Annotated in this window: 23 protein-coding genes; 12 read left to right on the top strand and 11 right to left on the bottom strand. The window is 58.9% G+C overall.

Translation table 11 applies throughout. From position 1 onward, the window contains the following. Positions 1-123 precede the first annotated feature (123 nt). On the bottom strand, positions 124-1,221 hold the full coding sequence (gene psrA / locus CPter91_RS20790) for an iron-containing alcohol dehydrogenase PsrA (protein ID WP_061943604.1): 1,098 nt from the start codon (positions 1,219-1,221) through the stop codon (positions 124-126). A gap of 390 nt (positions 1,222-1,611) precedes the next feature. Between psrA and CPter91_RS20785 the strand changes: the two genes are divergently transcribed. Further along, positions 1,612-2,496 carry a LysR substrate-binding domain-containing protein gene (locus CPter91_RS20785; RefSeq protein ID WP_061943601.1) on the top strand — a complete coding sequence of 295 codons (885 nt, stop codon included), beginning with the start codon at positions 1,612-1,614 and terminating at the stop codon, positions 2,494-2,496. A gap of 40 nt (positions 2,497-2,536) precedes the next feature. On the opposite strand, the gene phnD is transcribed toward CPter91_RS20785, so the two are convergent. From phnD to CPter91_RS20770, 3 genes are all read right to left on the bottom strand, one after another. Beyond that, on the bottom strand, positions 2,537-3,535 hold the full coding sequence (gene phnD / locus CPter91_RS20780; protein WP_082793090.1) for a phosphate/phosphite/phosphonate ABC transporter substrate-binding protein: 999 nt from the start codon (positions 3,533-3,535) through the stop codon (positions 2,537-2,539). 123 nt (positions 3,536-3,658) lie between these two features. After that, positions 3,659-5,632, bottom strand: coding sequence for a phosphocholine-specific phospholipase C (locus tag CPter91_RS20775; RefSeq protein ID WP_082793088.1), 1,974 nt, complete (start codon positions 5,630-5,632; stop codon positions 3,659-3,661). A gap of 572 nt (positions 5,633-6,204) precedes the next feature. Continuing rightward, on the bottom strand, positions 6,205-8,715 hold the full coding sequence (locus CPter91_RS20770) for a carbohydrate-binding protein (RefSeq protein ID WP_082793087.1): 2,511 nt from the start codon (positions 8,713-8,715) through the stop codon (positions 6,205-6,207). A 282-nt stretch (positions 8,716-8,997) separates the two neighbouring features. Between CPter91_RS20770 and msrA the strand changes: the two genes are divergently transcribed. Together msrA and msrB are read left to right on the top strand one after the other, a co-directional pair. Beyond that, positions 8,998-9,855 (top strand): peptide-methionine (S)-S-oxide reductase MsrA, encoded by an 858-nt coding sequence (gene msrA / locus CPter91_RS20765; RefSeq protein ID WP_236905875.1) that lies wholly within the window; start codon positions 8,998-9,000, stop codon positions 9,853-9,855. A 13-nt stretch (positions 9,856-9,868) separates the two neighbouring features. Continuing rightward, on the top strand, positions 9,869-10,378 hold the full coding sequence (msrB, locus tag CPter91_RS20760; protein WP_061943592.1) for a peptide-methionine (R)-S-oxide reductase MsrB: 510 nt from the start codon (positions 9,869-9,871) through the stop codon (positions 10,376-10,378). Positions 10,379-10,414: 36 nt separating this feature from the next. On the opposite strand, the gene CPter91_RS20755 is transcribed toward msrB, so the two are convergent. Continuing rightward, on the bottom strand, positions 10,415-10,894 hold the full coding sequence (locus tag CPter91_RS20755; RefSeq protein ID WP_061943589.1) for an energy transducer TonB: 480 nt from the start codon (positions 10,892-10,894) through the stop codon (positions 10,415-10,417). A 41-nt stretch (positions 10,895-10,935) separates the two neighbouring features. Next, positions 10,936-11,445, bottom strand: coding sequence for a YybH family protein (locus tag CPter91_RS20750; protein ID WP_150119773.1), 510 nt, complete (start codon positions 11,443-11,445; stop codon positions 10,936-10,938). A 160-nt stretch (positions 11,446-11,605) separates the two neighbouring features. Here CPter91_RS20750 and CPter91_RS20745 point away from each other — a divergent pair, with 160 nt between their 5' ends. Continuing rightward, positions 11,606-11,860, top strand: coding sequence for a hypothetical protein (locus tag CPter91_RS20745; RefSeq protein ID WP_150119772.1), 255 nt, complete (start codon positions 11,606-11,608; stop codon positions 11,858-11,860). Between the two features lie 10 nt (positions 11,861-11,870). Here the strand turns inward: CPter91_RS20745 and CPter91_RS20740 are convergent, their stop codons facing one another. Beyond that, a complete protein-coding gene (locus CPter91_RS20740; RefSeq protein ID WP_061943580.1) occupies positions 11,871-13,394 on the bottom strand; it encodes an MDR family MFS transporter in 1,524 nt (507 codons plus the stop codon). A gap of 68 nt (positions 13,395-13,462) precedes the next feature. On the opposite strand from CPter91_RS20740, the gene CPter91_RS20735 reads away from it, so the two are divergent. The 7 genes from CPter91_RS20735 to CPter91_RS20705 all read left to right on the top strand — a co-directional run bounded on the left by CPter91_RS20735 (position 13,463) and on the right by CPter91_RS20705 (position 19,444). Beyond that, the gene (locus tag CPter91_RS20735) at positions 13,463-14,173 is read left to right on the top strand and encodes a TetR/AcrR family transcriptional regulator (protein ID WP_082793524.1); all 711 of its coding nucleotides are present in this window, start codon (positions 13,463-13,465) and stop codon (positions 14,171-14,173) included. Between the two features lie 165 nt (positions 14,174-14,338). Beyond that, complete coding sequence (locus CPter91_RS20730) at positions 14,339-15,397, top strand: YncE family protein (RefSeq protein ID WP_150119771.1); 1,059 nt, start codon at positions 14,339-14,341, stop codon at positions 15,395-15,397. A 204-nt stretch (positions 15,398-15,601) separates the two neighbouring features. Further along, positions 15,602-16,009, top strand: a complete 408-nt coding sequence (locus CPter91_RS20725) for a DUF6249 domain-containing protein (protein ID WP_061943571.1) — start codon at positions 15,602-15,604, stop codon at positions 16,007-16,009. A gap of 6 nt (positions 16,010-16,015) precedes the next feature. Continuing rightward, on the top strand, positions 16,016-16,660 hold the full coding sequence (locus CPter91_RS20720; RefSeq protein ID WP_061943568.1) for an RNA polymerase sigma factor: 645 nt from the start codon (positions 16,016-16,018) through the stop codon (positions 16,658-16,660). Next, a complete protein-coding gene (locus CPter91_RS20715; RefSeq protein ID WP_150119770.1) occupies positions 16,657-17,109 on the top strand; it encodes a hypothetical protein in 453 nt (150 codons plus the stop codon). The genes CPter91_RS20720 and CPter91_RS20715 overlap by 4 nt, the downstream gene beginning before the upstream one ends. 197 nt (positions 17,110-17,306) lie before the next feature. Continuing rightward, the gene (locus CPter91_RS20710) at positions 17,307-18,989 is read left to right on the top strand and encodes a S10 family serine carboxypeptidase-like protein (protein ID WP_167595202.1); all 1,683 of its coding nucleotides are present in this window, start codon (positions 17,307-17,309) and stop codon (positions 18,987-18,989) included. 38 nt (positions 18,990-19,027) lie between these two features. Then, positions 19,028-19,444 carry an EF-hand domain-containing protein gene (locus tag CPter91_RS20705; protein ID WP_150119769.1) on the top strand — a complete coding sequence of 139 codons (417 nt, stop codon included), beginning with the start codon at positions 19,028-19,030 and terminating at the stop codon, positions 19,442-19,444. Positions 19,445-19,504: 60 nt separating this feature from the next. Here CPter91_RS20705 and CPter91_RS26695 read toward each other — a convergent pair whose 3' ends face one another. From CPter91_RS26695 to CPter91_RS20695, 4 genes are all read right to left on the bottom strand, one after another. Further along, the gene (locus CPter91_RS26695; RefSeq protein WP_150119768.1) at positions 19,505-19,801 is read right to left on the bottom strand and encodes a hypothetical protein; all 297 of its coding nucleotides are present in this window, start codon (positions 19,799-19,801) and stop codon (positions 19,505-19,507) included. After that, the gene (locus tag CPter91_RS27035) at positions 19,776-19,913 is read right to left on the bottom strand and encodes a hypothetical protein (protein ID WP_167595201.1); all 138 of its coding nucleotides are present in this window, start codon (positions 19,911-19,913) and stop codon (positions 19,776-19,778) included. Before CPter91_RS27035 ends, CPter91_RS26695 begins: the two co-directional genes overlap by 26 nt. Before the next feature lie 203 nt (positions 19,914-20,116). After that, the gene (locus CPter91_RS20700) at positions 20,117-21,505 is read right to left on the bottom strand and encodes an NCS2 family permease (RefSeq protein WP_061943556.1); all 1,389 of its coding nucleotides are present in this window, start codon (positions 21,503-21,505) and stop codon (positions 20,117-20,119) included. 393 nt (positions 21,506-21,898) lie between these two features. Further along, positions 21,899-22,162, bottom strand: coding sequence for an energy transducer TonB (locus CPter91_RS20695; protein ID WP_061943553.1), 264 nt, complete (start codon positions 22,160-22,162; stop codon positions 21,899-21,901). Between the two features lie 87 nt (positions 22,163-22,249). Between CPter91_RS20695 and CPter91_RS20690 the strand changes: the two genes are divergently transcribed. After that, positions 22,250-22,678, top strand: coding sequence for a DUF3574 domain-containing protein (locus CPter91_RS20690; protein ID WP_061943550.1), 429 nt, complete (start codon positions 22,250-22,252; stop codon positions 22,676-22,678). The last annotated feature ends 93 nt before the right edge of the window (positions 22,679-22,771 follow it).

Below are 22,771 nucleotides of genomic sequence, written 5' to 3'. Positions count from 1 at the left end.
TTTAATCAGTTTGAATCATCAGTTTGAATCTTGTGCTGTTGCAGGCTGCTTGCCCCCTTCACGGAAATATGAAAATCATCTGCTGCGTGAGATTTTTCACGACTTTCTGCCTGTGCTTCATGGCTAGGCGACAGCGGCTTTCGCACCGATAAAGTTTTTCCCGCGCGCACCCTGCATGGCGTGTTGCACCATCTGCTGCGCTTCTTCGCCCGAAACGCCATAGTCGGAAAATTCGGTCCGGACTTCCAGCTGGTGCAGGAAATCGCGTAAGCGCGCTACCGCGGTTTTTCGGTCGCAATTGAACGCTTGCTGCAGGACGGCGTCTCTGTCAGGACGCTCGCCCCACGCCATGCCGAGGACCAGGGGCAGCGTGAACGAGCAGGCGATCCCATGCGGCAAGCCGTAGCGCAGTGTCATCTCGTAGGAAATGGAATGGGCGAGAGCTGTCTTGGTATTGGAAAATGCCAATCCTGCCTTCATCGCCGCGAGCGCCATGGACGATCGCAGCGCCTTGTTATCGAGTTCCTGCGCCAGCAACGGCAGGCAAGCCATGATCTCGTGGATCGCATCGATCGCGAAGGCGTCGGAAATCGGGTTGGCATTGATGTTCCAGATCGATTCCAGCGCGTGCGACAAGGCGTCCAGTCCCGTAGAAACGGTAATTGACCTGGGCAGCGTCAGCATCAGCTCGGGGTCGACGATAGCCGCTTTTGGCCAGGTGCAATCCAGATGCAATGAATATTTCTTTTGTTGCGCCGCGTCCCAGATCGTGGCCCATGGGGTTACTTCGCTGCCGGTGCCTGCGGTGGTCGGGATGGCAATCAGCGTCTTCACCCTGCTTGGCGTGAACGGCTTGCCGCCGGCAAGCAGGGCCAGCAGTTCATCGAAACTGCCGCCTTCCGTTCCAACGATTAATGCCTTGGCGGTATCGATGGCGCTGCCGCCGCCCAGCGCCACCACCGTATCGCATGCGTCTGCGTTCTGCCAGAAGCGCTCATACATTGCCGCCAACTGGGCGACATCCGGATTAGGGTGGACATTTTCAATGACATCAACCAGCTGCTCGCCCAGCAGGTCCTCCAGTTTTTTTACAAGACCTAAGGAGCGCGCTTCCGGAAACGTCACGACCACCACTTTTGCGCCGCCGACGATACGGGGCAGTTCTTCAAGGCTGCCCGGACCGAAATGGGTGGCGACCGGATTGCAGAATCGTTGCGTCATGAATATCTCCTGTTTTTTGGCTGAATTTTTAGTAATTTGATTGTCGGCGCGCCCAGGCCTTAGTACAAATCGATTATTCTTCCATTTCTATCGTTTCTACCGATAATAGAAAACGCGCTTGTTTTGATGGCGCACGGGCAAATTTGATGGAGCAGTCATGGGACGTGCGTTTCAAGTGCAGCCGCAACTGTCCTGCTCTGTTTGTCAAAACGGAAAGACTATATTTGTTGCTCAGAGCGATGCATGGAGATAATCTATCGGCGTAATCGATAGCAGGCGGATTTGTGCGGCTGCGAGATTTGCCGCGGTAAGTTGACGGCAGATGGCGTAGCTTTAAATGGCAGGGCGGCCATGTGGCCACGGAAGAAGATGCGCTCTTGAAGGAGCTTTATGTATCAGTACCATAAATGGATCCGTTCGTTCCATGCCGTAGCCAAAACGCACAGTTTTACCGCTGCGGCGGCCTACCTGAAAATAGGCCAGCCCACCATTAGTGAGCAGGTCAAGGCATTGGAAAGCAGATTTTCCGTCGAGCTGTTTTACCGTCGTGGCCGACATGTCGAATTAACCGATGCGGGGCGGCGGCTGTATGAAATTACCGAAGGGATTTTCGGTCAGGAAGACGAAGCCGTCCAGCTGTTGCAAAGCCTGCATTCCCAAAAAACAGGATTGCTGCGTATCGGCGCAGTTTCACCGCCTGTCGTGATGAACCTGACCTACGATTTAATGCGCAAGCATCCCGGCATTGAATTTGCGATCTCGATCAACACGGAAAAGGAAGCGCTCGCCCGGCTCTATGATTTCACCATCGACATAGCGATTCTGGCTTTCATAGAAACCGACAAGCGCTTGCACGTCGTGCCGTACCGGACCTACCCCATTGTCGCCGTCGTCAGAGAAGACCATGCCTGGGCGAGCAAATCGTCCGTGCCGCTGGCCAGCATAAAAAATGAAGCGGTCATCATGCGCGAACCCGGCTCCAAGACGCGCGAATTGCTCGAGAACGCGTGCAAGAAGCAGGGCGTCCAGATCAATTGCGTCATGCAGCTTAACAGCCGGGAAGCCACCATGCATGCGATTGCGGAAGGTTTGGGCATTGGCTTCGTCTCGGAAATCGAATACATGGCGATACCCGGAACGAAAGCGATCAAGCTGAGAGACGCGCCGGTGACCATCGATTATTACATGTGCTCGCTCGCCGTACGAAAAAACCGGCCGCTCCTTAGAAGCGTGCTGGAGTCGGAAACCTTGCAGAAGACTAGTCGTAAGAAATAGTGTCGGCGTGCATAGGTATTATTCTTGGCGCGCCGGGCAGCTAGCGCAGGCGCGCCATTTCCAGAGTGGCGCTGAGTTTGCCGAAGCGGGCCGTAATCTCTTCAAACGCTTTTTGCTTTTGTTCCGTGCTCAGGCTGGCGTCGTACATGTTGCTGCGCAAGAGTCCGAACATGGCGATGTCTGCAATGGGCTTTAGCTGGGCGTCAGTGGAATGCTGAAAACCGGATAAATTCAGTATGTTTTGCAGCACGTCGGGATGGCTGGCCGGATCTTTCGGCTTGCCGTAAGTAATGAAAAATTCTTCGATCCTGGCTTTGGCAGCGGCCGGCAAATCCTTGCGGTACAACAGCGGATCGTTGGAGATAAGGGGCGAGGTCCAGATCACGCGTATCTTGTTGAATTGCTCGGGCGCCTCTTTTTTCAAGCGATCCAGCTCGTCGGTATTGTTGGTGGCGACATCGACCTGGCCATCGATCACGGCTTGCAGGTTCTTTTTGTGGTTGCCGACGGTGATTTGCTTGAACAGCCTTTCCGGTTCCACCTTGTTTTTGGCGAAGGCGTAGTAAGCAGGCACCAGATAGCCGGAGGTTGAGCCCTTGTCGCCGTCATAGAAGCGATAGACGCCTTTGTTCGCCAAAATATCTGCCAGCGATTTGATCGGACTGGCGACCGGCACGATCAGCACCGAGTTGTAGCCATGCGAACCGTCTATCTTCACCATCTGGGCGAAAATCGTTGCGTGCTGGTCTTCCACGGCGTCCAGGGCGGCCTTGTTGCCCAGCCAGGCTACCTGGATGGCATTGGATTTCAGCCCGGCCAGAATCTTGTTGTAGTCGGTGGAAACCACCACATGGACTTCTGTTCTTGTGTACCTTGCAAAATCATCGATGACCGGCTGCCAGCGCTTTTCGGTATCTTCGGCCGTGGTGGTTGCTATCAGGCCGACGGTGATCTGCTTTGGAAGGTCCTCGTCCTTGGCGAATGCGCATGATGCGGCCATGGAGCACAGAACAAGGATGATTCCCCATAAATTTTTCATGCATTGCCTTTCTAGTTGTTATTCAATCCCTGTGAAAATCCGTGACGACGCCGCCCTGGCTAATCGCCGGCCGTCGCCATCGTTCATGCGCCGTTCATGGCATGCGCCAGAAAGCTTGCTGCCTTACCAGCGCAACACCGGCGGCCGTGTCAGGCCTTGCTGTCCTTCGGTGTAACCCACCATCGACTGCATGAAATTGCTGTCGCCGTCCAGCGTGATCTTCAGGTCGTACCAGCCGCTGGTGGTGCTGAACTGGATGGTGACGGTCTGCTGCGGCGCTACGGTGATGGTTTGGCTGCTGGTACTGGCCGAGGTGATCCGATCCAGCAAGGTGAACACCGCGGTGTTGCTGGTGCCGCTGTTGTCGAACAAGATGGTGATCGCCTGGCCGGCGCCATTGTTGGTCAGTTTCACCTGCGGTTCCGGCTGGCCTTGCCATGCGGCGGCGTTGAGATAGCCTTTGAAGCGGCGGTAGAACTGGTTCGGCGCCAGCATCTCCAGGTCGTAGTAGCCGTTGCCATAGGCGATTGCATGCCAATAGTGGCGCGAGGTGGCGTTGGCCGCCATGGTGTCGATCCACGGATTGTCGGTGCGATAATTGTTGGCATTGATCTGCAGTGGCGCCGTCTTGCTGCCGCCATTGCTCCAGTTGGTCCAGACTTCTTTGTTGGCCAGGTCTTGCGTCAGCCAGCCGTTCAGCTGGTAGGGTTGCACCCGCAATGCCTTTTGCCCGGCTTCATAGGTCGGCATGACCGTGTTGGCGGCCGGCGGCACCGGTTTCGGCAGGCTCTTCTGGCTGGTGGCCAGGGCCGCCAGCGCGGCGCTGTCCGGCAGCACCGGGAAGGCCGCATTGCTGGTGGTGAAATCAAAGCAGGACGTCAGATCGCCGCAGATGTCGCGCCGCCACTGGCTGATATTGGGGCAGGTGACGCCGGTCCATTTTTCCAGGAACTGGATGGTGGAGGTGTGATCGAACACCTCGCTGGCGACCCAGCCGCCGCGGCTCCATGGTGAACAGACGATGGTCGGCACGCGTGAGCCGAGGCCGATCGGCACGCCGCTGACGAATTCGTTGACGGTGCCGGCGGGTGGCGTCGGCGTGGTGACGTGGTCGTAGAAGCCGCCATTTTCGTCATAGGTATAGATGAAGACTGTCTTCGCCCACACCGCCGGATTCGAGGCCAGCGCCTGCAGGAACTGGTTGACGTAATCAACGCCGACATTCGGCGCGCCGCTCGGATGTTCCGACTTGGCTGCCGGAGAGATGATCCAGGATACCGCTGGCAAAGTGTTGTTGGTGACGTCGTTCTGGAAATCCGCCAGCACGCGGGCCTGCACGCCGTTGATATACAGCGGCGAATTGGTCGGCAGGCTCTGGAACTGCTTGAACCAGGCCAGCGCATTACAACCATAGTTGTCTGTTTCCTGGTAGACGCGCCAACTGATGCCGGCCGCCTGCAACGCTTCCGGATAGGTCTGCCAGGTCAGCGATCCGGGGGTGAATCCGTTGGTGGTGGCGGGGCCGCCGTGCAGGCCTTGCGGATCGATAGTGCCGCTCATCAGATGCAGGCGGTTGGGATAGGTCGAGGTGCGCGCCGAGCAGAAATAGTTGTCGCACAAGGTGAAAGCGTCAGCCAGCGCGTAGTGATAGGGCAGGTCGCTGCGCGTCATGTAGGTATGCGAATTCATACCCTTGTTGGGAATCCACTTATCGTTACGGCCCTTGTTCCAGGCCGCCGTGCCGGTATTCAAATCATGCGGGACATCCGACAGCCACTGCGCCGAAGCAATACTGGAATTCAAACGCCATGGCGTGTACAGCGCGCCGGTGCTGTCGGCCTGACTGAAGACGTTGCGGCTGGTGCCCTGGATGGTGGCGGCGTGATCATCGTTGAAACCGCGCGCACCCTTGATAGTGCCGAAATAATGATCGAAGGAACGATTCTCCTGGCAGAAGATGACAACGTTGCCGATAGAACCCAGCGTACCACTGACGGCAGGCGCCGCCAGCGCCTGTTGTACCGCCGGCGGCAGCATGGTCGCTCCCATCGCTGCCACAGAATCTTTGAGAAATTTTCTACGACCTGAATGTGCCATATGCTTCCTATAGAGATAGAAAAAAGCGCCAGACGCTATGCTTTCTAAGATCGAGGGCGTTGGCGCAGCGAGTTGCTCATTTTTCCCGGCCTGACATTCTTCACAGAGGAGGAATGGCAGCGGGTGGAAATCAGGATGCAGGCCGGATTGCTTAAGCCGGCCGTATTCAAAGTGTGAAAGGGCGCTGGGGTATCTTCAATGGCACTAGCCAGTTCTTGCGGCTAGCCAGACAAAAGGGGGAGCGGCCGGACTGAAAAATCCTTGCGTCATCAATGTCTCCTGTTTGTTGCTCATTATTTTTTAGTCGACCGATTGTCGACGCGCCGACGTCGAAGTACAAATCGATTATTACGTTATCCCTATCGCTGCAATCGATAGCAGGAAGTCCTCTGTTTTTGTTGGTGTACGAGTGATTTTTGGAGAAATGAAGTGGGAGACAGCAGGAAATTCCGGGATGTTTGCCAAAGCGCGTACAAAAAAAAGCAGGGGGAAAAGTGCCGCACTTTTCCCCCTGCATATCTTGTTAAGCTAATTTTCCAGCGACAACCGACTATCCGGCCAAATCTGATTTGCTACTGTATGTCATCGATATCCGGAGCCCAGCCTGAAGGATTGGAAATCGTCAGCGTGTTATTCCCATTCTGGAATATCCCCGTTACCTGCACGGTCCCGACGCTAGCCCAGCCGCCGGTAGGCGGGAACGAAACGCTTGCGGGCGCTGCGCCGTTAAAGCTGACTTGCGCCGAACGTGGCCCCGGATCGCCGTTGGCGTAGGCAATCGTGACGGCATAGCTGCCCGCGGACGATGTGGCAATGCCATTGAAGGTAAGCGTTCCGCCGTTGCCGATATAGCCGACATCCTTGCTGCTCGAGCATGGCTGGCAATTGGCCACTACGGCGCCGCCGCTCAACGTATTGTTTGCGGCCTCAGCCTCGTACTTCGCATGGAGCGACTGCGCCGTCATCGCAATGCCGTCGATATCGGGAGCCCAGCCTGAGGGATTGGAAATCGTCAGTGTGTTATTGCCACTTTGGAGTACGCCGGCGACTTGCACCGTGCCTTCGCTTGACCATCCCCCGGTTGACGGGAACGATACGGTGACCGGCGCGGCGCCGTTGAAACTGACTTGTGCCGAACGTGGTCCTCCATCGCCGTTAACGTAGCCGATCGTGACGGTGTAATTTGCCGTGGCTGGCGCCGCAACGCCGTTGAAGACCAGCGTGCCGCCGTTGCCGATATAGCCTACATCCTTGCCGCCCGAGCATTGCTGGCAATTCGCCACTACGGCGCCGCCGCTCAAGGTATTGTTGGCGGCTTCAGCCTCATACGTCGCATGGAAAGGCTGGAGCGCCATCGGTCCGGCCACGGTCGCGATGCTGCTGATGTCCGGCGCGGCTGTTGTGCTATCCACGTTGGAAAGCGTCACCGTGTTTTGCCCCGCTTGCAGCAAGGCGTAAGCCGTGACCGTGCCGACACTGCCGTTGCTGCCGCTTGGCGGAAATGCGAGCGTGGTTGCCAGCCCGCCGTTCACACTCAGTTTCGCCTTCAGCGTTTGCGTACCGCTGTTGACGTAGGCAATCTGGACGAAGCCGCCTGCGTTAGCCGAGGCAACGCCGCTGAAAACGACGGAACCAAGACTGGTCACCTTGCGCCCGCCGGCACAGGAGGCGCACGATGCATAGACTGCACCGCCTGTCAGCGAGCTTGGCTGATAACTGGTTGCCGGCGTGTCAGTGCCGCCGATCCTGAGCATGACTACGCCGCCTGCCGGCACCACTGGCGCGGTGTAGGAACCGGCATAGTTGCCGAGATCTTTCTGCGCCAATACATCGCGCACGCTGGCTGACGACGGCAGCAAGCCGAGCTGATTCCAGGTCACTGTCATGGCAGCATCGGCCGCCGTGTTATTGAACAGAACTACCGCACGCTGTCCGCTTCCAGCCAGCAGCCTGGACCAGACTTGCTGCGCGCCAGACTGCCCAACCAGTAGACCTTGCACGCCCAGCGCATCCTGATCGATCGCAATCACTTCCGGGTTCGTGATCAAGCTGATGGTGGCGGCCGAAACAGGTTTAGCCAGGTCGTTGCCCAGGATGAGCGGCGCCCCGGAAAGCGCCCACAGGCTGACATGCGCCTGATCGTGCACGGCCGACATGCCCATGCCTGCAATCATCATGTCTGGATCGTTGTAGTAACCGGTATGTTGCGCCTCGGGATGGTAGTTGCCGGCGAGGTTGCCGGTGACAGCGCCGAAATTCGGCACGCCGCTGTTGGGGCCATAGATATCGCCGGTAGTCCGCCACGATACGGCCAGGCCAGGCGCCCATGCCCACGGCCCCTGCTGATAGTCAGGGTAGGCGCTGTTGTTGCCGATGGTGCCCCAGTCGCAGATGTTCAGCGCCAGCTGCTGCCCGGTTTGCACATAGGCGTTCTGGACTGCGGCGGCAACCGCCGTGTAGGCATTCTGCGGATCGTAAGAGGCGTTGCTGCCGCCGCAGAAATCCACTTTCACGAAATCGTATCCCCATTGGGCAAACTGCAAGAAATCATGCGTGTAGTGCGCATAGTCGCTGCCGACAAAATGTGTGCCGTTTGCCCTGGTGCCGCAACCCACCGGGCCGGCATCGATATAAATCCCTGCCTTCAGGCCCTTGCTGTGAATGTATTGCGCCATGGCTTGCATGCCGCCTGGCCATTGCGCGGTATCGATAATGAAATTGCCGCTGGCATCGCGCTGGCCGGAAGTCCACCAGCCCTCATCGATATTTACGTATTGATACTTGGGACCGGAGGCGATATTGGCGTTCAATGCCGCCAGGCCATCGGCTTCGGCCTTGATGGTGTTGTAGCTGACGTTTTCTTCCAGGCTGTTCCATGACGACCAGCCCATGGGCGGTGCTGGAACCGGAATCTGCGGCATGGCAGGGGATGGCGTGTTGCTGGCCAAGGCGGCCGCGCTGGCCTTGGCTACGCTCGCGCCGCCAGGATCACTGTCGCTACCGCCGCCGCCACATCCGTACAAGCTCAAGCCAATGCTGAAACACAGCGCGGTGATGCCCCGCTTACTATTCAACCAAGTCATGTATGTCTCCTTGAGGAATGATTTGCTGTTATGGATTGCCGTACTTTTACAGTATGGCAACTGTAGCAATATCCATCCAATGAATTATTGTCTTACGGCAATATCTAAATTGATATCGTGTCAAGGCTGATGCGTGGCGAGAGGAGGGCGCGCTAGGGCTTCTGCTTGCGGGACAAAGCGATGGTCACAGCGATTGCGGCAGCAGATGCTTAATGACAAAAGTGTCATCAGAATGCCACTCGAAAGATCCTGCCGATCTTCTAGTATTGGCATCAACCGGGCATGCAAATGCAGCGGCCAGCCGGTCCTGGGGCACATTTCAAGTGGCCGGCGCCAGGATACTTTGCACTCGTCAGTGATCAAGGAGATCAAATAATGGAAACCAAAAATGCATTAGCAACGGTGTACAACCCGGCCCATCCGCAAAGTGGACGCAGCGTCGCCGTCCGCCGCTTTGCATTGCTGTCGCTGTTGTCATTGGTGGCGGTGATCGGCTTGCGCTCCACCCACGCTGCTGAAACGGCAGTGAAAATTCCCGCGCCCAAGATAGACATCGCGATGAGCACTGACGCAAGCCAGGCGACTGCGATCTTGGCCGGCGGCTGTTTCTGGGGTGTGCAGGCGGTGTTCCAGCATACGCAAGGGGTGATTGCTGCGGTCTCGGGCTATGCAGGCGGCGATCAGATGCATGCGCACTACGATGACGTCAGCTCGGGTTCTACCGGACATGCCGAAACGGTAAAGATTACCTACGATCCGCACCAGATCTCTTACGGCAAGCTGCTGCAGATTTATTTTTCCGTGGTCCAGGATCCGACCCAATTAGACCGTCAGGGGCCGGACAGCGGGACACAGTACCGCTCTGTCATCTTCTATCAGAGCGACGAGCAAAAACGCATTGCCACGAGTTACATTGCCCAGCTGGATGCGGCAAAGGTATTTCCGAAACCGATCGTGACACAGACGGTTGCGCTGCCTGTTTCGTCGTTTTACGCGGCGGAAAAATACCATCAGGATTTTGCTACCTTGCACCCGCAGCACGGCTATATCGCCTATTACGACTTGCCAAAACTGGAAAACCTGAAAAAACTGTTCCCTGCTGAATACCGGCCTGTCGCCGTAACCGTGGCCAAGTCTTGATTGGAGATGAACGATGAAAACGACGCGCCGAACTTTTCTGGGTGCCGGCTTGTTTGCCGGCTTGTCGGTCGGGCTGGGCTCCCTGGTCGCGGCGACTTCCCGCGCTACCGTGGCCGAACCGGCGGAGCACTTCGAGGTCATGCATAGCGACGCTGAATGGCGCAGCCTGCTGGGCGCCAGCAGTTACGCCGTCCTGCGGCAGGAGGCAACTGAACGCCCGTATAGCAGCCCACTGAATGAACAGCATGGCGCCGGTGTCTTTAGCTGCGCCGGCTGCGCTCGGCCCTTGTTTTCTTCCAGCACCAAGTTCGACAGCCATACTGGCTGGCCAAGCTTCTGGCGACCGCTGGAGAACGCGGTGCTCACGCGTGAGGACAGGACTTTTGGCATGCTGCGCAAGGAAGTGCATTGCCAGCGCTGCGGCGGCCATCTCGGCCATGTCTTCGACGATGGTCCCAAGCCGACCGGACTGCGTTATTGCATGAACGGGATCGCGATGAACTTTACCGCCTCGACCACCTGAAAAGCGACTTTGCCTTCCGTTCGGATGAGCGCGGCCTTATATCGTTTTGAGGTGTCCTCGCTCAAGATAAAACGATACAGGCAGCAGGGTTGAGACGCGTATCGGCCGGCCATTTTCTTGATGCAGCTTGCAGTGCGCCTGCATGACGGAAGTAACTGCCGCTGCATCAAGCTCGGCGTTGCCGGTCGAGGTGCGTACTTCGGCCGTTTCTATCTGGCCGCGGGTCCCGACCGTAATATGCAGAATGGCCGTCCCTTCCATCCCCAATTGTTGCGCGTGTGACGGATAGAGCAGTTGCGGGATCTGGCAGGAGATGTCGCCTACTTCCTTGGCGACCATATTGTCGGGCATTTCTTGCGCGGATTCCTGCGCAGTCGGTGCTGTCGCCAAGACTGTTCCGTGCAGCGCAATAGCGAATGCGGCAGCAATGATTTGCCGGTGCGGGCCGGCTCTGCTCAAGACAGCGCAGCCTTGCGCTATAGGGCGAGTGGTCTGCTTCCGGGTAAGAAAATACATTGCTTTCTCTCCTTAAAAATGCAATAGGGGACAGGGGAAATTCACTGCATCGGCAGAGCATACGCGGTGTAAAGCTCGCTCGCTATTTTCCAGGCGCCATTCACTTTGAGGAGCTGGAGGGTTTTCCAGCCATAGCTGCCTTTCTGCGAATTTGCTTCCTTGGTCACGAAATCCAGGGAAGCTTGCGCCAGCTCGCCGTCTTGCTCTATGCGGACGTTATAGAAGCGCTGCTCGAAGTGTTTGCCGCTGGCGAAAACCGCTTGGCGAAAATCTGCGTAGCGGCGCGTATCGAGCGGCTTGTTGCCTGTACTGCGGCTATCCAGGGAATAGGTCGCCATGAAGGGTATCTGTTCATCCAGAAGCAGCGCCGCAAAGCTCTTCTCGTCGCCGCTGTTCAGCGAACTGGTGTAGGCAGCAAGCACCCGCTCGATCGCTTGCCTGTCCTCGGGCGAGGAGTGGTGCTGGGAGAGGAAGGATGGTGCTTCCTGTGCCGCTAGCGACGCTGTGGCGAGCAGCAAGACTGCCGCTGCAAGAAAATTCCGAGATTGCATTGCGGCTCCTGAATTCGAGAATGGTGGTGTGCGCTTACGCTATGTAGCGGAAACTCGTCTATGTAATCAAGACGTCATCAAGCACTCTTACTATGCCTGTTGCCGTACTGGAGTGTATATGGAGATGCGAACAAGCGCAGCGAGTGCCAAGGGGATGAAAATGAGTACGCAAAAACAAGCAGACGAACGGCAGCTCTACTGGGTAATGATTATTTCAGCGGCATTCACCTTCATTGTGCTTACCTGCAATTTGCTGATGACGCCGCCCGCATGGGTCAGCTATATGCGCGGCCATCTCGCTAGCCGCGGCAGCATCATGGTCTTGCTGACTCTATTGGCCTGCATACTCGTTTCGGAAAGAATCTGCCGCCGCGCGGCGCGGGTTCTGGCCGGCAGGGTACGTCGGCCGGTTTGAAAAAAGCGCCTTATTTTTTCTTTAGCTGCACGTCTTCAAACAGCCAGGCCAGCGCGAACGCCAGCGCGATGATGCAGCCGGCGACGATATACACCGTGCTCAAGGCGCCGCCGAAGGCTTGCAGATAATCCCCGCGCAATGCGGCGGGCAAATGGTGCACGGTGGCCGGGCCGAAGGTTTGCGGCAGCTCGGTGCCGGCCGGGATCAGCGTCGCCAGGCGCGTATGCAAGCCCTGCGTGAACAGCGCGCCGAAGGCGGCAACGCCGATGGAGCCGCCGATCGAACGGAACGTCATGGCGCCCGATGTCGCCACCCCCATGTGCTTGTACGCCACGCTGTTTTGCACTGCCAGCACAAGCACCTGCATCACCATGCCGAGGCCGGCGCCGAGCAGGCCCATGTACAGGTACATGGTGTGCAGCGGCGTCGCGTTATCGATGGAGGCCAGCAGGAACATGCCGATGCAGGCAATGAAGGTGCCGATGATAGGAAAGTAGCGGTAGCGGCCGATCTTGCTGATGATCTGTCCGCCGATGATCGATGTGACCAGCAGGCCGCCCATCAGCGGCAGCAGCTGCATGCCGGCTTCCGAGGGCGTCGAATTCTTGACCACCTGGAGATAGAGCGGCAGGAAGGTCACCGATCCGAACAACGCCATGCCGACGATGAAGCCGATCAGGCTGCTGACCACGAAGGTGCGTTCGCGGAACAGTGCGAGCGGGATGATCGGTTCGGCGGCCTGTCGTTCTTCATAGATGAAGCCGGCGATCGACAGGATCGCCAGCGCCAGCGTGAACCAGAGTTGCGGCGACGACCACGGCAGGATGGTGCCGCCCTGGCTGGTGAACATGATGATGCAGGTCAGGGCGGATGCCAGGAAGGCGGCGCCCATATAGTCGATTTCGTGTTTCACGCGCACGATGTGCGGCTTGAACGCGGTGCCGATCACCAGCAGCGCAACGATCCCGAGCGGCAGGTTGATGTAGAAAATCCAGCGCCACGACAGGTGCTCGACCAGGAAGCCGCCGATCAGCGGGCCGACCACGGTCGCCAGCCCGAAGACGCCGCCGAACATGCCCTGGTAACGGCCGCGGTCGGCCGGCGGAATGATGTCGCCGATGGCCGCCATGGTGACCACCATCAGGCCGCCGCCGCCCAGCCCTTGCAGCGCGCGCAGCAGCACCAGCTGGGTCATGTTCTGGGCGATGCCGCACAGCACCGATCCCAGCAAGAACAGTACGATCGCCGTCTGCAGCACGATCTTGCGGCCGAACAGGTCGCCGAACTTGCCATACAGCGGCACCACGATGGTCGACGCCAGCAGATAGGCGGTGACCACCCACGACAGGCTTTCAAGGCCGCCGAGGTCGCTGACGATGGTTGGCAACGCGGTCGAGACGATGGTCTGGTCGAGTGCGGCCAGCAGCATCACCAGCAGCAGCGCCGAAAAGATCAGGCGTATCGGCGGATGGCCTTGCGTTTGATCGCTGACGCTGGCGGCGTCTTCAATGCTTACGGTAATATCGGCGCTCATGAGGTGACGGTCCGTTTGAAATTAATTAAATGATCGTTTAATATATGCTGAATTTCCTGGGTAGTCAAATGGCCGAATCGAAGTTGGTGAAAAAGCAATCTCCTGCGCGCACAAGCGCTGCGGTGGACAAGAAGGCGCCGCAGGCAGCGGCAAAACGGCCGGGGCGGCCGGCCGGCAGTGCGCGGGGTCCTGAGCAGCGCAGCCTGCTGCTGGACACGGCGCTGGTCTTGTTTGCACGGCAGGGCATCGCCGACACCACGCTGGCCGCTATCGCCCGTGAAGCCAAGGTGACGCCGGCGATGGTGAACTACTACTTCACCAGTCGCGAGCAGCTGATCGACGGTTTGATCGAAGACCGGTTCCTGCCGGTGAAAGCTGCATTGGGCGGTGTCTTCCAGAGACATCCGGACGACCCGGTGGCGGCCATCACAGAGCTGACGCAGAAGTTTGTCGATGTCGCAACCGACTATCCTTGGTTTGCACCGCTCTGGCTGCGCGGAATCATCTCGCATGACGGCTTGCTCAAGCAGCGCATGCATGCGCGCGTCGGCGACGATGATCAGCGGGCGGCGCTGCTGTGCATCAAGAAATGGCAGCGCGACGGCTTGCTTAACGCAGAACTGGAACCGGCGCTGCTGTTCATGTCGCTGATGGGGCTGACGATCCTGCCGCTGGCTGCGATCATGACGCGCAAAATCGGCCCGGAGAACAAGCCGATTGATGCGCGCGCCATCGCGCGCCATGCGATTGCCTTGCTGGTGCATGGGGTTGGCGCCTGAAGTCGATAACGTTGAGGCCATGTCCATGTCCACGGCGATGGCATGCTAATTCTGCGCTAATTGTTTCCTGATAGCATGGTGCGGCCAGCCAGGATATCCCGGCTGCCATAGCCGAAACAATTGACCGTTAGCCACTGGAACTCCAGCCATCCCTCCATCAGATACATGAAAAACTTCTCCTTCAGCAGTTCGACCATGACGGTCGCCGGCGCTGCTTTGCTGTTACAGATTGCGCTTGCTCCGGCGGCCCGGGCAGCAACGCCTGAGTACTACAAGATCGTTGCGCGCTATCCGGTAACCGGCGTGGAAGGCTGGGACTACATCGCTGTCGACAGCCAGCGGAGCCATCTGTTTGTCAGCCGCTCCGACCATGTGCAGGTCATCGATACGCGCTCGGGTGAACTGGTTGCCAACATCGCCGATACAGCGGGCGTCCATGGCGTGGCGTTCGCGCAGGATCTGAAACTTGGATTCACCAGCAATGGGCGCGCAGGCACGATCACGGTTTTTGAGCTCGACAGTCTCAAGACCGTCGACACTATCAAGGATGTCGGCGCCGGTCCCGACTCGATCATGTATTACCCGCCATTGCAGCGCATCTACAGCTTCAATGGCAAAGACCAGAGCGTGACGGTGGTCGATGCGGTAACGCGCAAGGTTACAGCCAAGCTGCCGGCTTCCGGCCAGCCGGAATTCGCTGTCGGCGACAGCCTGGGCCATGTCTTTTTCAACGTCGAAGACAAGAACGAAATCGCGGTGCTGGATGCACAGTCGTCGAAAATCGTCCAGCGCTGGCCCATGGCGGCGTGCGACGGGCCGAGCGGCCTGGCGATCGACGATGCGCACCACAGGCTGTTTTCGGTATGCGGCAACAGGAAAATGATGGTGGTCGACGCCGTCTCGGGAAAAACCGTCGCGACCGTGACCATCGGCGACCGGCCGGATGCCGCAGCCTTCGATCCTGCTTCGGGGCTGGTGTTTGTTTCCAACGGTGGCGGAACCTTGACGGTAGTGCATGAGGACACGGCCGACAAGTACACGGTAACGGCCAACCTCGCCACGCAAAAGGGCGCGCGGACCATGGCGCTCGATCCGGCAACCCATCGCGTCTACCTGGTAAGTGGAACATTCGGCGCGGCGCCGGCGCCAACTGCGGCCAATCCGCGCCCGCGCGCTCCGCTGTTGCCGGACACCTTCAATGTATTGGTAGCCGCGCCAAACTGAGCAAAAGCGGCAGAAATGCCGCTTCTCTCCTCATGAAATGTTGTCTTGTGGCATTTATGCCGGCGCAGTAGGATGTGAAATTCCAGCGCAACAGGGCGGGCGGAAGCAAGCCCGTTCAAAAAAATGCGCGATTTTGAATCCAAAACGCCGTCCAGCCTCATCCAAGCAGGGTAAGCCATTCAAGAAACCCGTTCCGGAGACAACATGAACCTGTCAGACCTTACGCACCTCGCTCCCTTCCTGATTCCCATCGTCGGCATGTTTATCCCCATCGTCGCTATCATCATGGGCGTCTCGGCCCGGATGCGCCGCACCGAGCTGATGCACGAGACCTTGCGGCAGATGGTGGCGCAAGGCCGTGAAATCCCGCCGCAGCTGCTGGACGGCAGCTTGCTGGCGGATCGTTCCGCCAACCGCAATGGCAGCTGGCAGAGCAAGAGCGGCCAGTTGATCTTCGGCGCGACTAACGTCGGCGTAGGCCTGGGCGTGATGGTGATGTTTTACGCCATGAGCCCGGGCGACTGGCTGTGGGCGATCGGTTGCATTCCCTTGTTCGTCGGCATCGCGCTGCTGGTGGTATGGAAGATGGAATCCAAGTCCGTACCGCGTTAACTCCCGGTGAAGGCCGACGTCGCCGTGCTGCCCGCAAGGCAGTTGCCTGAAGATCCCGACCTGGCCCTGCTGCAGCGGGTGCGCCAGTATGACGACCGGCGCGCTTTCGCGCTGCTGGTAGGCCGTCACCAAGGCGTGGTGCGGGCGCTGCTGCGGCGCCTGGCCGGTGGTGATGCAGCCTGGGCGGATGAGCTGGCGCAGGAGACCTTTTTACGCGCTTATCAGAAGCTGGACGGTTTCCGCGGTGAAGCCCGCTTTCGCACCTGGCTGATCCGTATCGCCACCAATGTGTTTCTGGAACAGCGGCGGCGCGGCGATGCGCAGCTGCAGGCCCAGACTCAGGCTTTGCACGAAGCGGCGGATGAGCATCAGGTCTCTGCCGATGTGCTGGCGCAGGTGAGCCAGGCCCTGCCTTTGAGCGATGCGGTGGCGTTGTCGCTGGATATGCAGCGCGCGCTCGCGGTGCTGAGCGAAGCCGAGCGGCAAGCTATCGTGCTGAGTTATTGGGGCGATCTCTCGCACGCCGAAGCCGCGGAAGCCCTGGGCTGCCCGCTGGGCACCCTCAAAACCCATTTATTGCGCGGCCGCGCCAAGCTGGAAACGGCGCTTGCGGCCTGGGCCCCGCGCAACACCATGGAGCAGTGCAAATGAAAACTACCCCTCCCATGCATGCCGCAGCCGCTGGCGAAGACTGGCTGGCTGCACTGCTGCAGCAGCAGGCGGCCCTGGATGAAACGGCGGATCAAGGATTCTCCGCTGCCCTGATGCAGCAACTACCGCCGCAGGCTGACGCGGCGCGGCGGTTGGCGGTAGCGTTGCCGCGCCATGTAGTTGCTTCAGTGCTGCCGGCCTGGCTGGCAACCGCCTTGCCTTGGCTTGGCCTGTACGGGCTGGTGGTCAGCGCGGCCACCATGCTGTGGCTGGCGCTGATGCAGGCGCAGGCCGTGCTGCCGGGTGCGGGCTGGCTGCTGCTGTTCGGCTCCGGCATGGCAGAGTCGCGGCAAGCGCTGGTCAATTTGCTGGCGACCAGCCTGGCGCCGGCGGTGATCCTGGGCTGGCTCGCCTGGTGGCTGCGTGAGCAGGAAGGGGTGCTGGAATAGCGCGCCAGAATAATCGGGCTACTATTTATCTGCCGCATTCTGGTGACAAACTGTTACAAATAATAGGGTCGCTTGATGGCCCCTTCTTTTGCCTTGGCGGGCATCACTTATAAGGACTCCTGCAACAGGCGGGTGGCTCAACGATCTCTGCGCCATTTTTAAATGGGAATTTAAGCGGGAATATTAGGAGAATGTACATGCGTGATTTTCAGCGGTCGTCCAGGATGGTGGTGCTTAATCTGAGTATGCTTGCGGTGCTTGCGCTGGCAGGTTGCGGCGGTGGCGGCGACGATGCCAAGCAGGGTAACGCAGGCTCTCCAAATTCCGTGGCCGGCGCCGACCAGCTTTATACCGATCCGGTGGCCTACGCGACGGACGGCACTGCCGCGCTACCGAGCGCTACCGAGAATGCCGCTGTCACGCACCACAGCATCACGCTCGGCGGCCAGGCCGTCAGTTATACCGCCACGGCAGGGCACCTGACCGCCAGCGCGCCGGCGGTTGCCGGCCAGCCGCAGGACCAGGAAGTCTCGTTTTTTTACGTCGCTTATACGCTCGACGGCCAGCCGCTCGGCACGCGCCCGGTGACATTCTTCTATAACGGCGGTCCGGGTTCATCGACCATCTGGCTGCACCTCGGTTCCTGGGGCCCTAAAACCTTGCAGGTGGACGAGGCCAGCCTGACGCCGGCAGCGCTTGCCAGCCAGCCCACCAGCTTCCCGCTGATCGACAATGATGTGACCATGCTCAACGATTCCGACCTAGTGTTCGTGGATGCCACCGGCACCGGCTATTCGGAAGCGATTGCGCCGCACAAGAATGCGGACTTCTGGGGTGTCGATGCGGATGCCGCGGCGTTCCGTGATTTCATTGCCGAGTACGTCAAGGTCAACAATCGCCAGACCTCGCCGAAATATCTGTACGGCGAATCGTACGGCGGCATCCGTACGCCGGTGCTGGCCAAGCTGATTGAAGAAGCCGGCAGCCCGGGACAGGGAGGACCGGCCCTGACCGGCATCATCATGAATTCGCCGATTCTCAGTTACAAGACCAACTGCGACGGCTCTGCCGATTTCCTGTATGGCGGCAGCGCTAACTGCGTCGGCTTTTTCCCTAGCTACGCGGCGGTAGCGTATTCGCGCAACAAGGGAAGTAACCCGAACCAGCTGCTGCTGTCCGATTATGTCAACGGCAGCCGCCAGTTCGCCACGCAAACATATGCGCCAGCGGATGCGGCTTTCCAGACCTGGGTGAGCGCCAATAATTTTGCCAACTACGGTACGCCATATGCGCCGCCGGACACGACACTGCTGCCGGCGCTGGCCGGCTGGAGCGGCATCGGCACGACCGATTGGGCAAACACCTTTGACATGGATCCCGATACATTCTCCGGCGCGATCCTGGGCATGGATTCGAGCCACATGGATGCCTATAACGGACTGGTCAACACGCCGGCCAACACCAGCTATGGCGGCAGCAACTACAACAACCTGGCGTTTGCCAACCAGATCAAGTCTTTCCTGCCGCAATTTCTTGGATATAGCAGCCAGACGGCTTACGCGGTCGAGCCCAATGCGCCCATCAACCAATGGAACTGGAACCATGGCGACGACAAATCGAACAGCCCGAGCTCGATCCCCGACCTGCTGGAAGTGCTGACCCTGCATCCCGACTTGAAAGTGGTTGTCTTTGGCGGGTATCATGACCTGAGAACCCCATTCCACCAGACTGAACTTGATCTGGCAGGGGCCGGCCTGACGGCGACGGTTCCGGTAAAGATTTTCCCGGGCGGACATATGATTTACCTGACGCAAGCATCGCGTGCGCCGATGAAGCAGGCGATCGACGGCTTCTATAGCGGCGCCTCGACAGTACATTGATCTGCCCCGGCTTTCGTCAAATTTTATACAGGAAACCTATGAAATCTCTACACGCACCAGCCATCATGGCCATCGTTGCTGCAGTGATGTGCGTTTCATCGTCATCTGCCGCCGAATACGCGCTGCTGGTTCCCGATGCCGGCGCAGCACGGCTGATCAAGGTTGGCGACATGCTGCCGAAGCCGCCGCCGGATGAGCCAGGGACCAGCCGTCCCGAGCTGCACGGCCAAGCCCTGCGCAACCAGGCCATCGGCAACCTGAAGAAGCGTTTCGACGCCGCCGCCGATCCATCGACCCATCTGCTCTCGCTTGCCGATGCCAAAGCTGCAGGTTTTGGTTACGTGGCCGACCACTTCAAGGAAATCGATCGTAACGGCAGCGGCTATATCAGCTTTGCCGACTTGGTGCTCTACCTGAAATCGCGCAAGGGGCCAGCTTTCAACAAGGACAGTTAAAGCCTGGAATGAAGACGCTGCTTGTCAGGAGGATCTATAGAGAAGACGCGTGCTCAGCTGCTAGCGGAGATTGCTTTTGATAAAGCGATGAAGAAAGAAACTGGCCGCTGCCCAGGCAATGCCGAACACCAGGATGACGGGAAAATCGAAGCCGATATCAGGCGCCGCTTCGCGGACGAACGGATCTGCCGCGAAGGGCATGGCCAGGCTGCCAACCAGCCAGGCAATGCATTGCTTCCACTGCAGGGTATTGCGGTCTTTCGGGATCAGCGGAAAGGTGGTGTTTTGGGTGGAGATGGCGGAGAGGGGACGTGCATCTCTGGATCGGGAATTACTTGGATACTCTTTTCCAGGCACAGATCTCAAGCCCTATGCCGGCAACAAAGAAAGCGGTCACGCCAGTATCTGATCCAAGCACATACATGGCCAGGGCGCCAGCTAAACAACCGAGAGTAATCACGTATTTCATTGGCAGCTCCTTTGTCATCAGACAGTCAGGTATTGCTGAGACGATATCACATTGAAGCCGCTCCCGGTGAGATCACCTTATCTGCATTGCTCAGAAATCCATGCTTCCAGAAACAAAAAAGGCAGCGCTCCGGGGGAGGCGCTGCCGTCAATCGACTATTCAAGGAGACCCAAAGAGTCGAAGTTACCTGGATTTGCTATGTCTTAAATTGCCCAACCGCCTGCATAGAAGACTGCCAGGGCAATCGCAATTGCGACCGTGCCGACGTTCAGCTTGCGGAACTCGCCAGACACCACGCGGCCGATCACCAGGGTGCAGAAGCCGAGCATGATGCCGGTGACGATGTTGCAGGTGAGGACGATGAAGACTGCGCACAGCAGGCCGGACATGGCGTCGACCATGTCGTCCATGTGCATGCGGCTGACGCTGCCCAGCATCAGCAGGCCGACGTACATCAGTGCCGGCGCCGTTGCGTAGGAAGGCACCAGGCCTGCCAGCGGCGAGAAGAAAATCACGGCCAGGAACAGCAGGCCGACAACGACGGCGGTCAGGCCGGTGCGGGCGCCGGCGGCGGTGCCGACCGTCGATTCGATATACGCGGCAGCAGGAGCGCCGCCGACCAGGCCAGCGAAAATCGAGCTCAGAGAATCGGCTGTGAGGGCCTTGCCGCCATTGTGGATATAGCCTTTTTCATTGACTTGTCCCGCTTGGCCGGCAACCGCGCGGATGGTGCCGGTGGCGTCGAATACGGCAGTCATTACCAGCGCCAGTACGCTAGGCAGCACGGTCATGCTGAGTGCGCCCTTGATGTCCATCGAGCCGATCAGGCTGGCATGGCCAGGCGAGCTCAGTGCGGGCATGGAGAAGATGCCGGTGAACTTGACTGCCGGATCGAAGATCAGGCCGATCAATGACAGCGAGACCACCACCAGCAGGATGCCGCCTGGTACGCGGCGGCGCTCCAGGCCGAAGATGGCAGCCAGGCCGACGATGCTCATGACGACTGGAAACGCAGTGATATGGCCGAGCGCCACCGGCAAGCCAGGGCCGGCATTCTTGACCACCAGGCCGACATCGCTGGAAGCGATCAGCAGCAGGAACAGGCCGATGCCGACACCGGTGCCATGGGCAACGCCGGCCGGCAGGTTTTGCAGGATCCAGGAGCGGATCCCAGTGACGGAAATCGCGGTGAACACCAGTCCCATCAGGAATACGGCGCCGAGGGCGACCGAAGGCGACAGGCCTTTGCCGAGCACCAGGCCGAAGGCGGTAAAGGCGGTCAGCGAAATGGCGCAGCCGACGGCGATCGGCAGGCGCGCCCACAGGCCCATCAGCAGCGAACCGAAAGCGGTGGTCAGGCAGACGGCAACGAATACCGCGCTGACGTCGAAACCGGCTCTGCCCAGCATGCTCGGCACGACGAAAACGGAGTACACCATGGCCAGGAAGGTGGTGATGCCGGCGATGACTTCACGGCGCTGGGTACTGCCGCGCGCGGTAATCTGAAAGTACTGGTCGATTTTACTTCCGGCGACGGCGATAGGTTCGTCCAGGCCCACGACAGGCTGGGACTGGAGTTGTTGTTCCATCATGATCGAGCTGCTCCTTTGTATGTCCGCTGCAGCGGCCGGTAACCGGCGTTTCATCGACCGTTAGCCGACCGTCCACAGGGTGTCTCGTGTTATGTTTTTGAATTGCCAGCAACCGCACACCGAACCTTGGCTGCTGGACTGCTCGTCATTTGCAAAGAAGATCAGTTCGGCGAAGACAGCTTAGGGTATGGACAGGCGCGAATCCATCATGAGGGTTCAATAGCCGCCATTCGCATTTCGATATGCGGGAAAAAGGCGGGGCATTGAAAAGGCGGTCCGCACAGAGTGAAAGCGCCGGGGGAGAGCGGCTATCGGCGGGGTAGTGCGGGAGGAATATAAATCCGCTGGCAGAACGACAAGACTGCGGTGTGGCCAGTGTTCTGACTCAGGTCACTAGTGATGGATGGTGTAGGTCAGGTCATGCCAGTTGTGTGAGGTTTTTGCGCCGCGGCTCTTGCCGGGGAAGCGCATGACTGCGATTTCGCGCTGCGCCCGCGCATCCAGTTCCGGATCGCCGCAGCTTTTTCTGATCGCCACATCGGTCACGTGGCCCGCGCTGTCGAGATATACGCGCACCAGGACCTTGACCGCTTGTGCGGCGGCGGGTGCGGAGTTGGATGGCGCGGCTTTGGCAAGCAGTTTTTCGATGAGACTCATGGGTGTATCCTTATCTGCAGCAATTCTCTCTCACTTTTCTTGTTTAAGATATAGCATGTGGCATTCCATAAACATCGGGAGAGCACAATGCGTTTCAGCTTGATTACCCCCTTGCTTTGCGCGCTGCTGGTGTCAGCCTGCGTGACCGTGCCGGAAGGCGCCGGCGGCGATCTGTGCAAACAGGCTGGCGGCAGCAGCCAGCTGCAGGCCGAACTGCTGTTCGGGCGCGATATCAACGGCCGCGGCCCGGTAACCGATGCCGAACGCGCCGGCTTCATGGCCGACGTCGTGACGCCGCGTTTCCCGGATGGCCTGACGACTTGGGACACGCGCGGCCAATGGCGCGATGCGGCGAGCGGCAAGACCATCCAGGAAGACAGTTTCGTGGTCCGCATCGTCGCTACCGAAACGGCGGACACGCTGACGCGCCTGGCGCAGATACGCAGCGCCTACACCAGCCAGTTCCATCAGGATTCGGTGGGTTTGCTGTTCACCCGCACTTGCGCATCGTTCTGAGCCGCCACTAATCCTGGTCTGCAATTTCCAACGGCCAGGCGATGGCAAAGCCAAGCCAGAACACCTCAGTCAGCTGGTTTTTTTTAGACATGG

The organism is Collimonas pratensis, from assembly GCF_001584185.1.
Classification (GTDB): domain Bacteria; phylum Pseudomonadota; class Gammaproteobacteria; order Burkholderiales; family Burkholderiaceae_D; genus Collimonas; species Collimonas pratensis.
This window is presented reverse-complemented; position numbering and strand designations above follow the sequence as displayed.

Excerpts from the sequence above, each read along its gene's own strand:
- psrA (WP_061943604.1), bottom strand. The coding sequence starts at position 1,221 with ATGACGCAACGATTCTGCAATCCGGTCGCCACCCATTTCGGTCCGGGC.
- CPter91_RS20785 (WP_061943601.1), top strand. The coding sequence starts at position 1,612 with ATGTATCAGTACCATAAATGGATCCGTTCGTTCCATGCCGTAGCCAAA.
- phnD (WP_082793090.1), bottom strand. The coding sequence starts at position 3,535 with ATGAAAAATTTATGGGGAATCATCCTTGTTCTGTGCTCCATGGCCGCA.
- CPter91_RS20775 (WP_082793088.1), bottom strand. The coding sequence starts at position 5,632 with ATGGCACATTCAGGTCGTAGAAAATTTCTCAAAGATTCTGTGGCAGCG.
- CPter91_RS20770 (WP_082793087.1), bottom strand. The coding sequence starts at position 8,715 with ATGACTTGGTTGAATAGTAAGCGGGGCATCACCGCGCTGTGTTTCAGC.
- msrA (WP_236905875.1), top strand. The coding sequence starts at position 8,998 with ATGCAAATGCAGCGGCCAGCCGGTCCTGGGGCACATTTCAAGTGGCCG.
- msrB (WP_061943592.1), top strand. The coding sequence starts at position 9,869 with ATGAAAACGACGCGCCGAACTTTTCTGGGTGCCGGCTTGTTTGCCGGC.
- CPter91_RS20755 (WP_061943589.1), bottom strand. The coding sequence starts at position 10,894 with ATGTATTTTCTTACCCGGAAGCAGACCACTCGCCCTATAGCGCAAGGC.
- CPter91_RS20750 (WP_150119773.1), bottom strand. The coding sequence starts at position 11,445 with ATGCAATCTCGGAATTTTCTTGCAGCGGCAGTCTTGCTGCTCGCCACA.
- CPter91_RS20745 (WP_150119772.1), top strand. The coding sequence starts at position 11,606 with ATGAGTACGCAAAAACAAGCAGACGAACGGCAGCTCTACTGGGTAATG.
- CPter91_RS20740 (WP_061943580.1), bottom strand. The coding sequence starts at position 13,394 with ATGAGCGCCGATATTACCGTAAGCATTGAAGACGCCGCCAGCGTCAGC.
- CPter91_RS20735 (WP_082793524.1), top strand. The coding sequence starts at position 13,463 with ATGGCCGAATCGAAGTTGGTGAAAAAGCAATCTCCTGCGCGCACAAGC.
- CPter91_RS20730 (WP_150119771.1), top strand. The coding sequence starts at position 14,339 with ATGAAAAACTTCTCCTTCAGCAGTTCGACCATGACGGTCGCCGGCGCT.
- CPter91_RS20725 (WP_061943571.1), top strand. The coding sequence starts at position 15,602 with ATGAACCTGTCAGACCTTACGCACCTCGCTCCCTTCCTGATTCCCATC.
- CPter91_RS20715 (WP_150119770.1), top strand. The coding sequence starts at position 16,657 with ATGAAAACTACCCCTCCCATGCATGCCGCAGCCGCTGGCGAAGACTGG.
- CPter91_RS20710 (WP_167595202.1), top strand. The coding sequence starts at position 17,307 with ATGCGTGATTTTCAGCGGTCGTCCAGGATGGTGGTGCTTAATCTGAGT.
- CPter91_RS20705 (WP_150119769.1), top strand. The coding sequence starts at position 19,028 with ATGAAATCTCTACACGCACCAGCCATCATGGCCATCGTTGCTGCAGTG.
- CPter91_RS27035 (WP_167595201.1), bottom strand. The coding sequence starts at position 19,913 with ATGAAATACGTGATTACTCTCGGTTGTTTAGCTGGCGCCCTGGCCATG.
- CPter91_RS20700 (WP_061943556.1), bottom strand. The coding sequence starts at position 21,505 with ATGATGGAACAACAACTCCAGTCCCAGCCTGTCGTGGGCCTGGACGAA.
- CPter91_RS20695 (WP_061943553.1), bottom strand. The coding sequence starts at position 22,162 with ATGAGTCTCATCGAAAAACTGCTTGCCAAAGCCGCGCCATCCAACTCC.
- CPter91_RS20690 (WP_061943550.1), top strand. The coding sequence starts at position 22,250 with ATGCGTTTCAGCTTGATTACCCCCTTGCTTTGCGCGCTGCTGGTGTCA.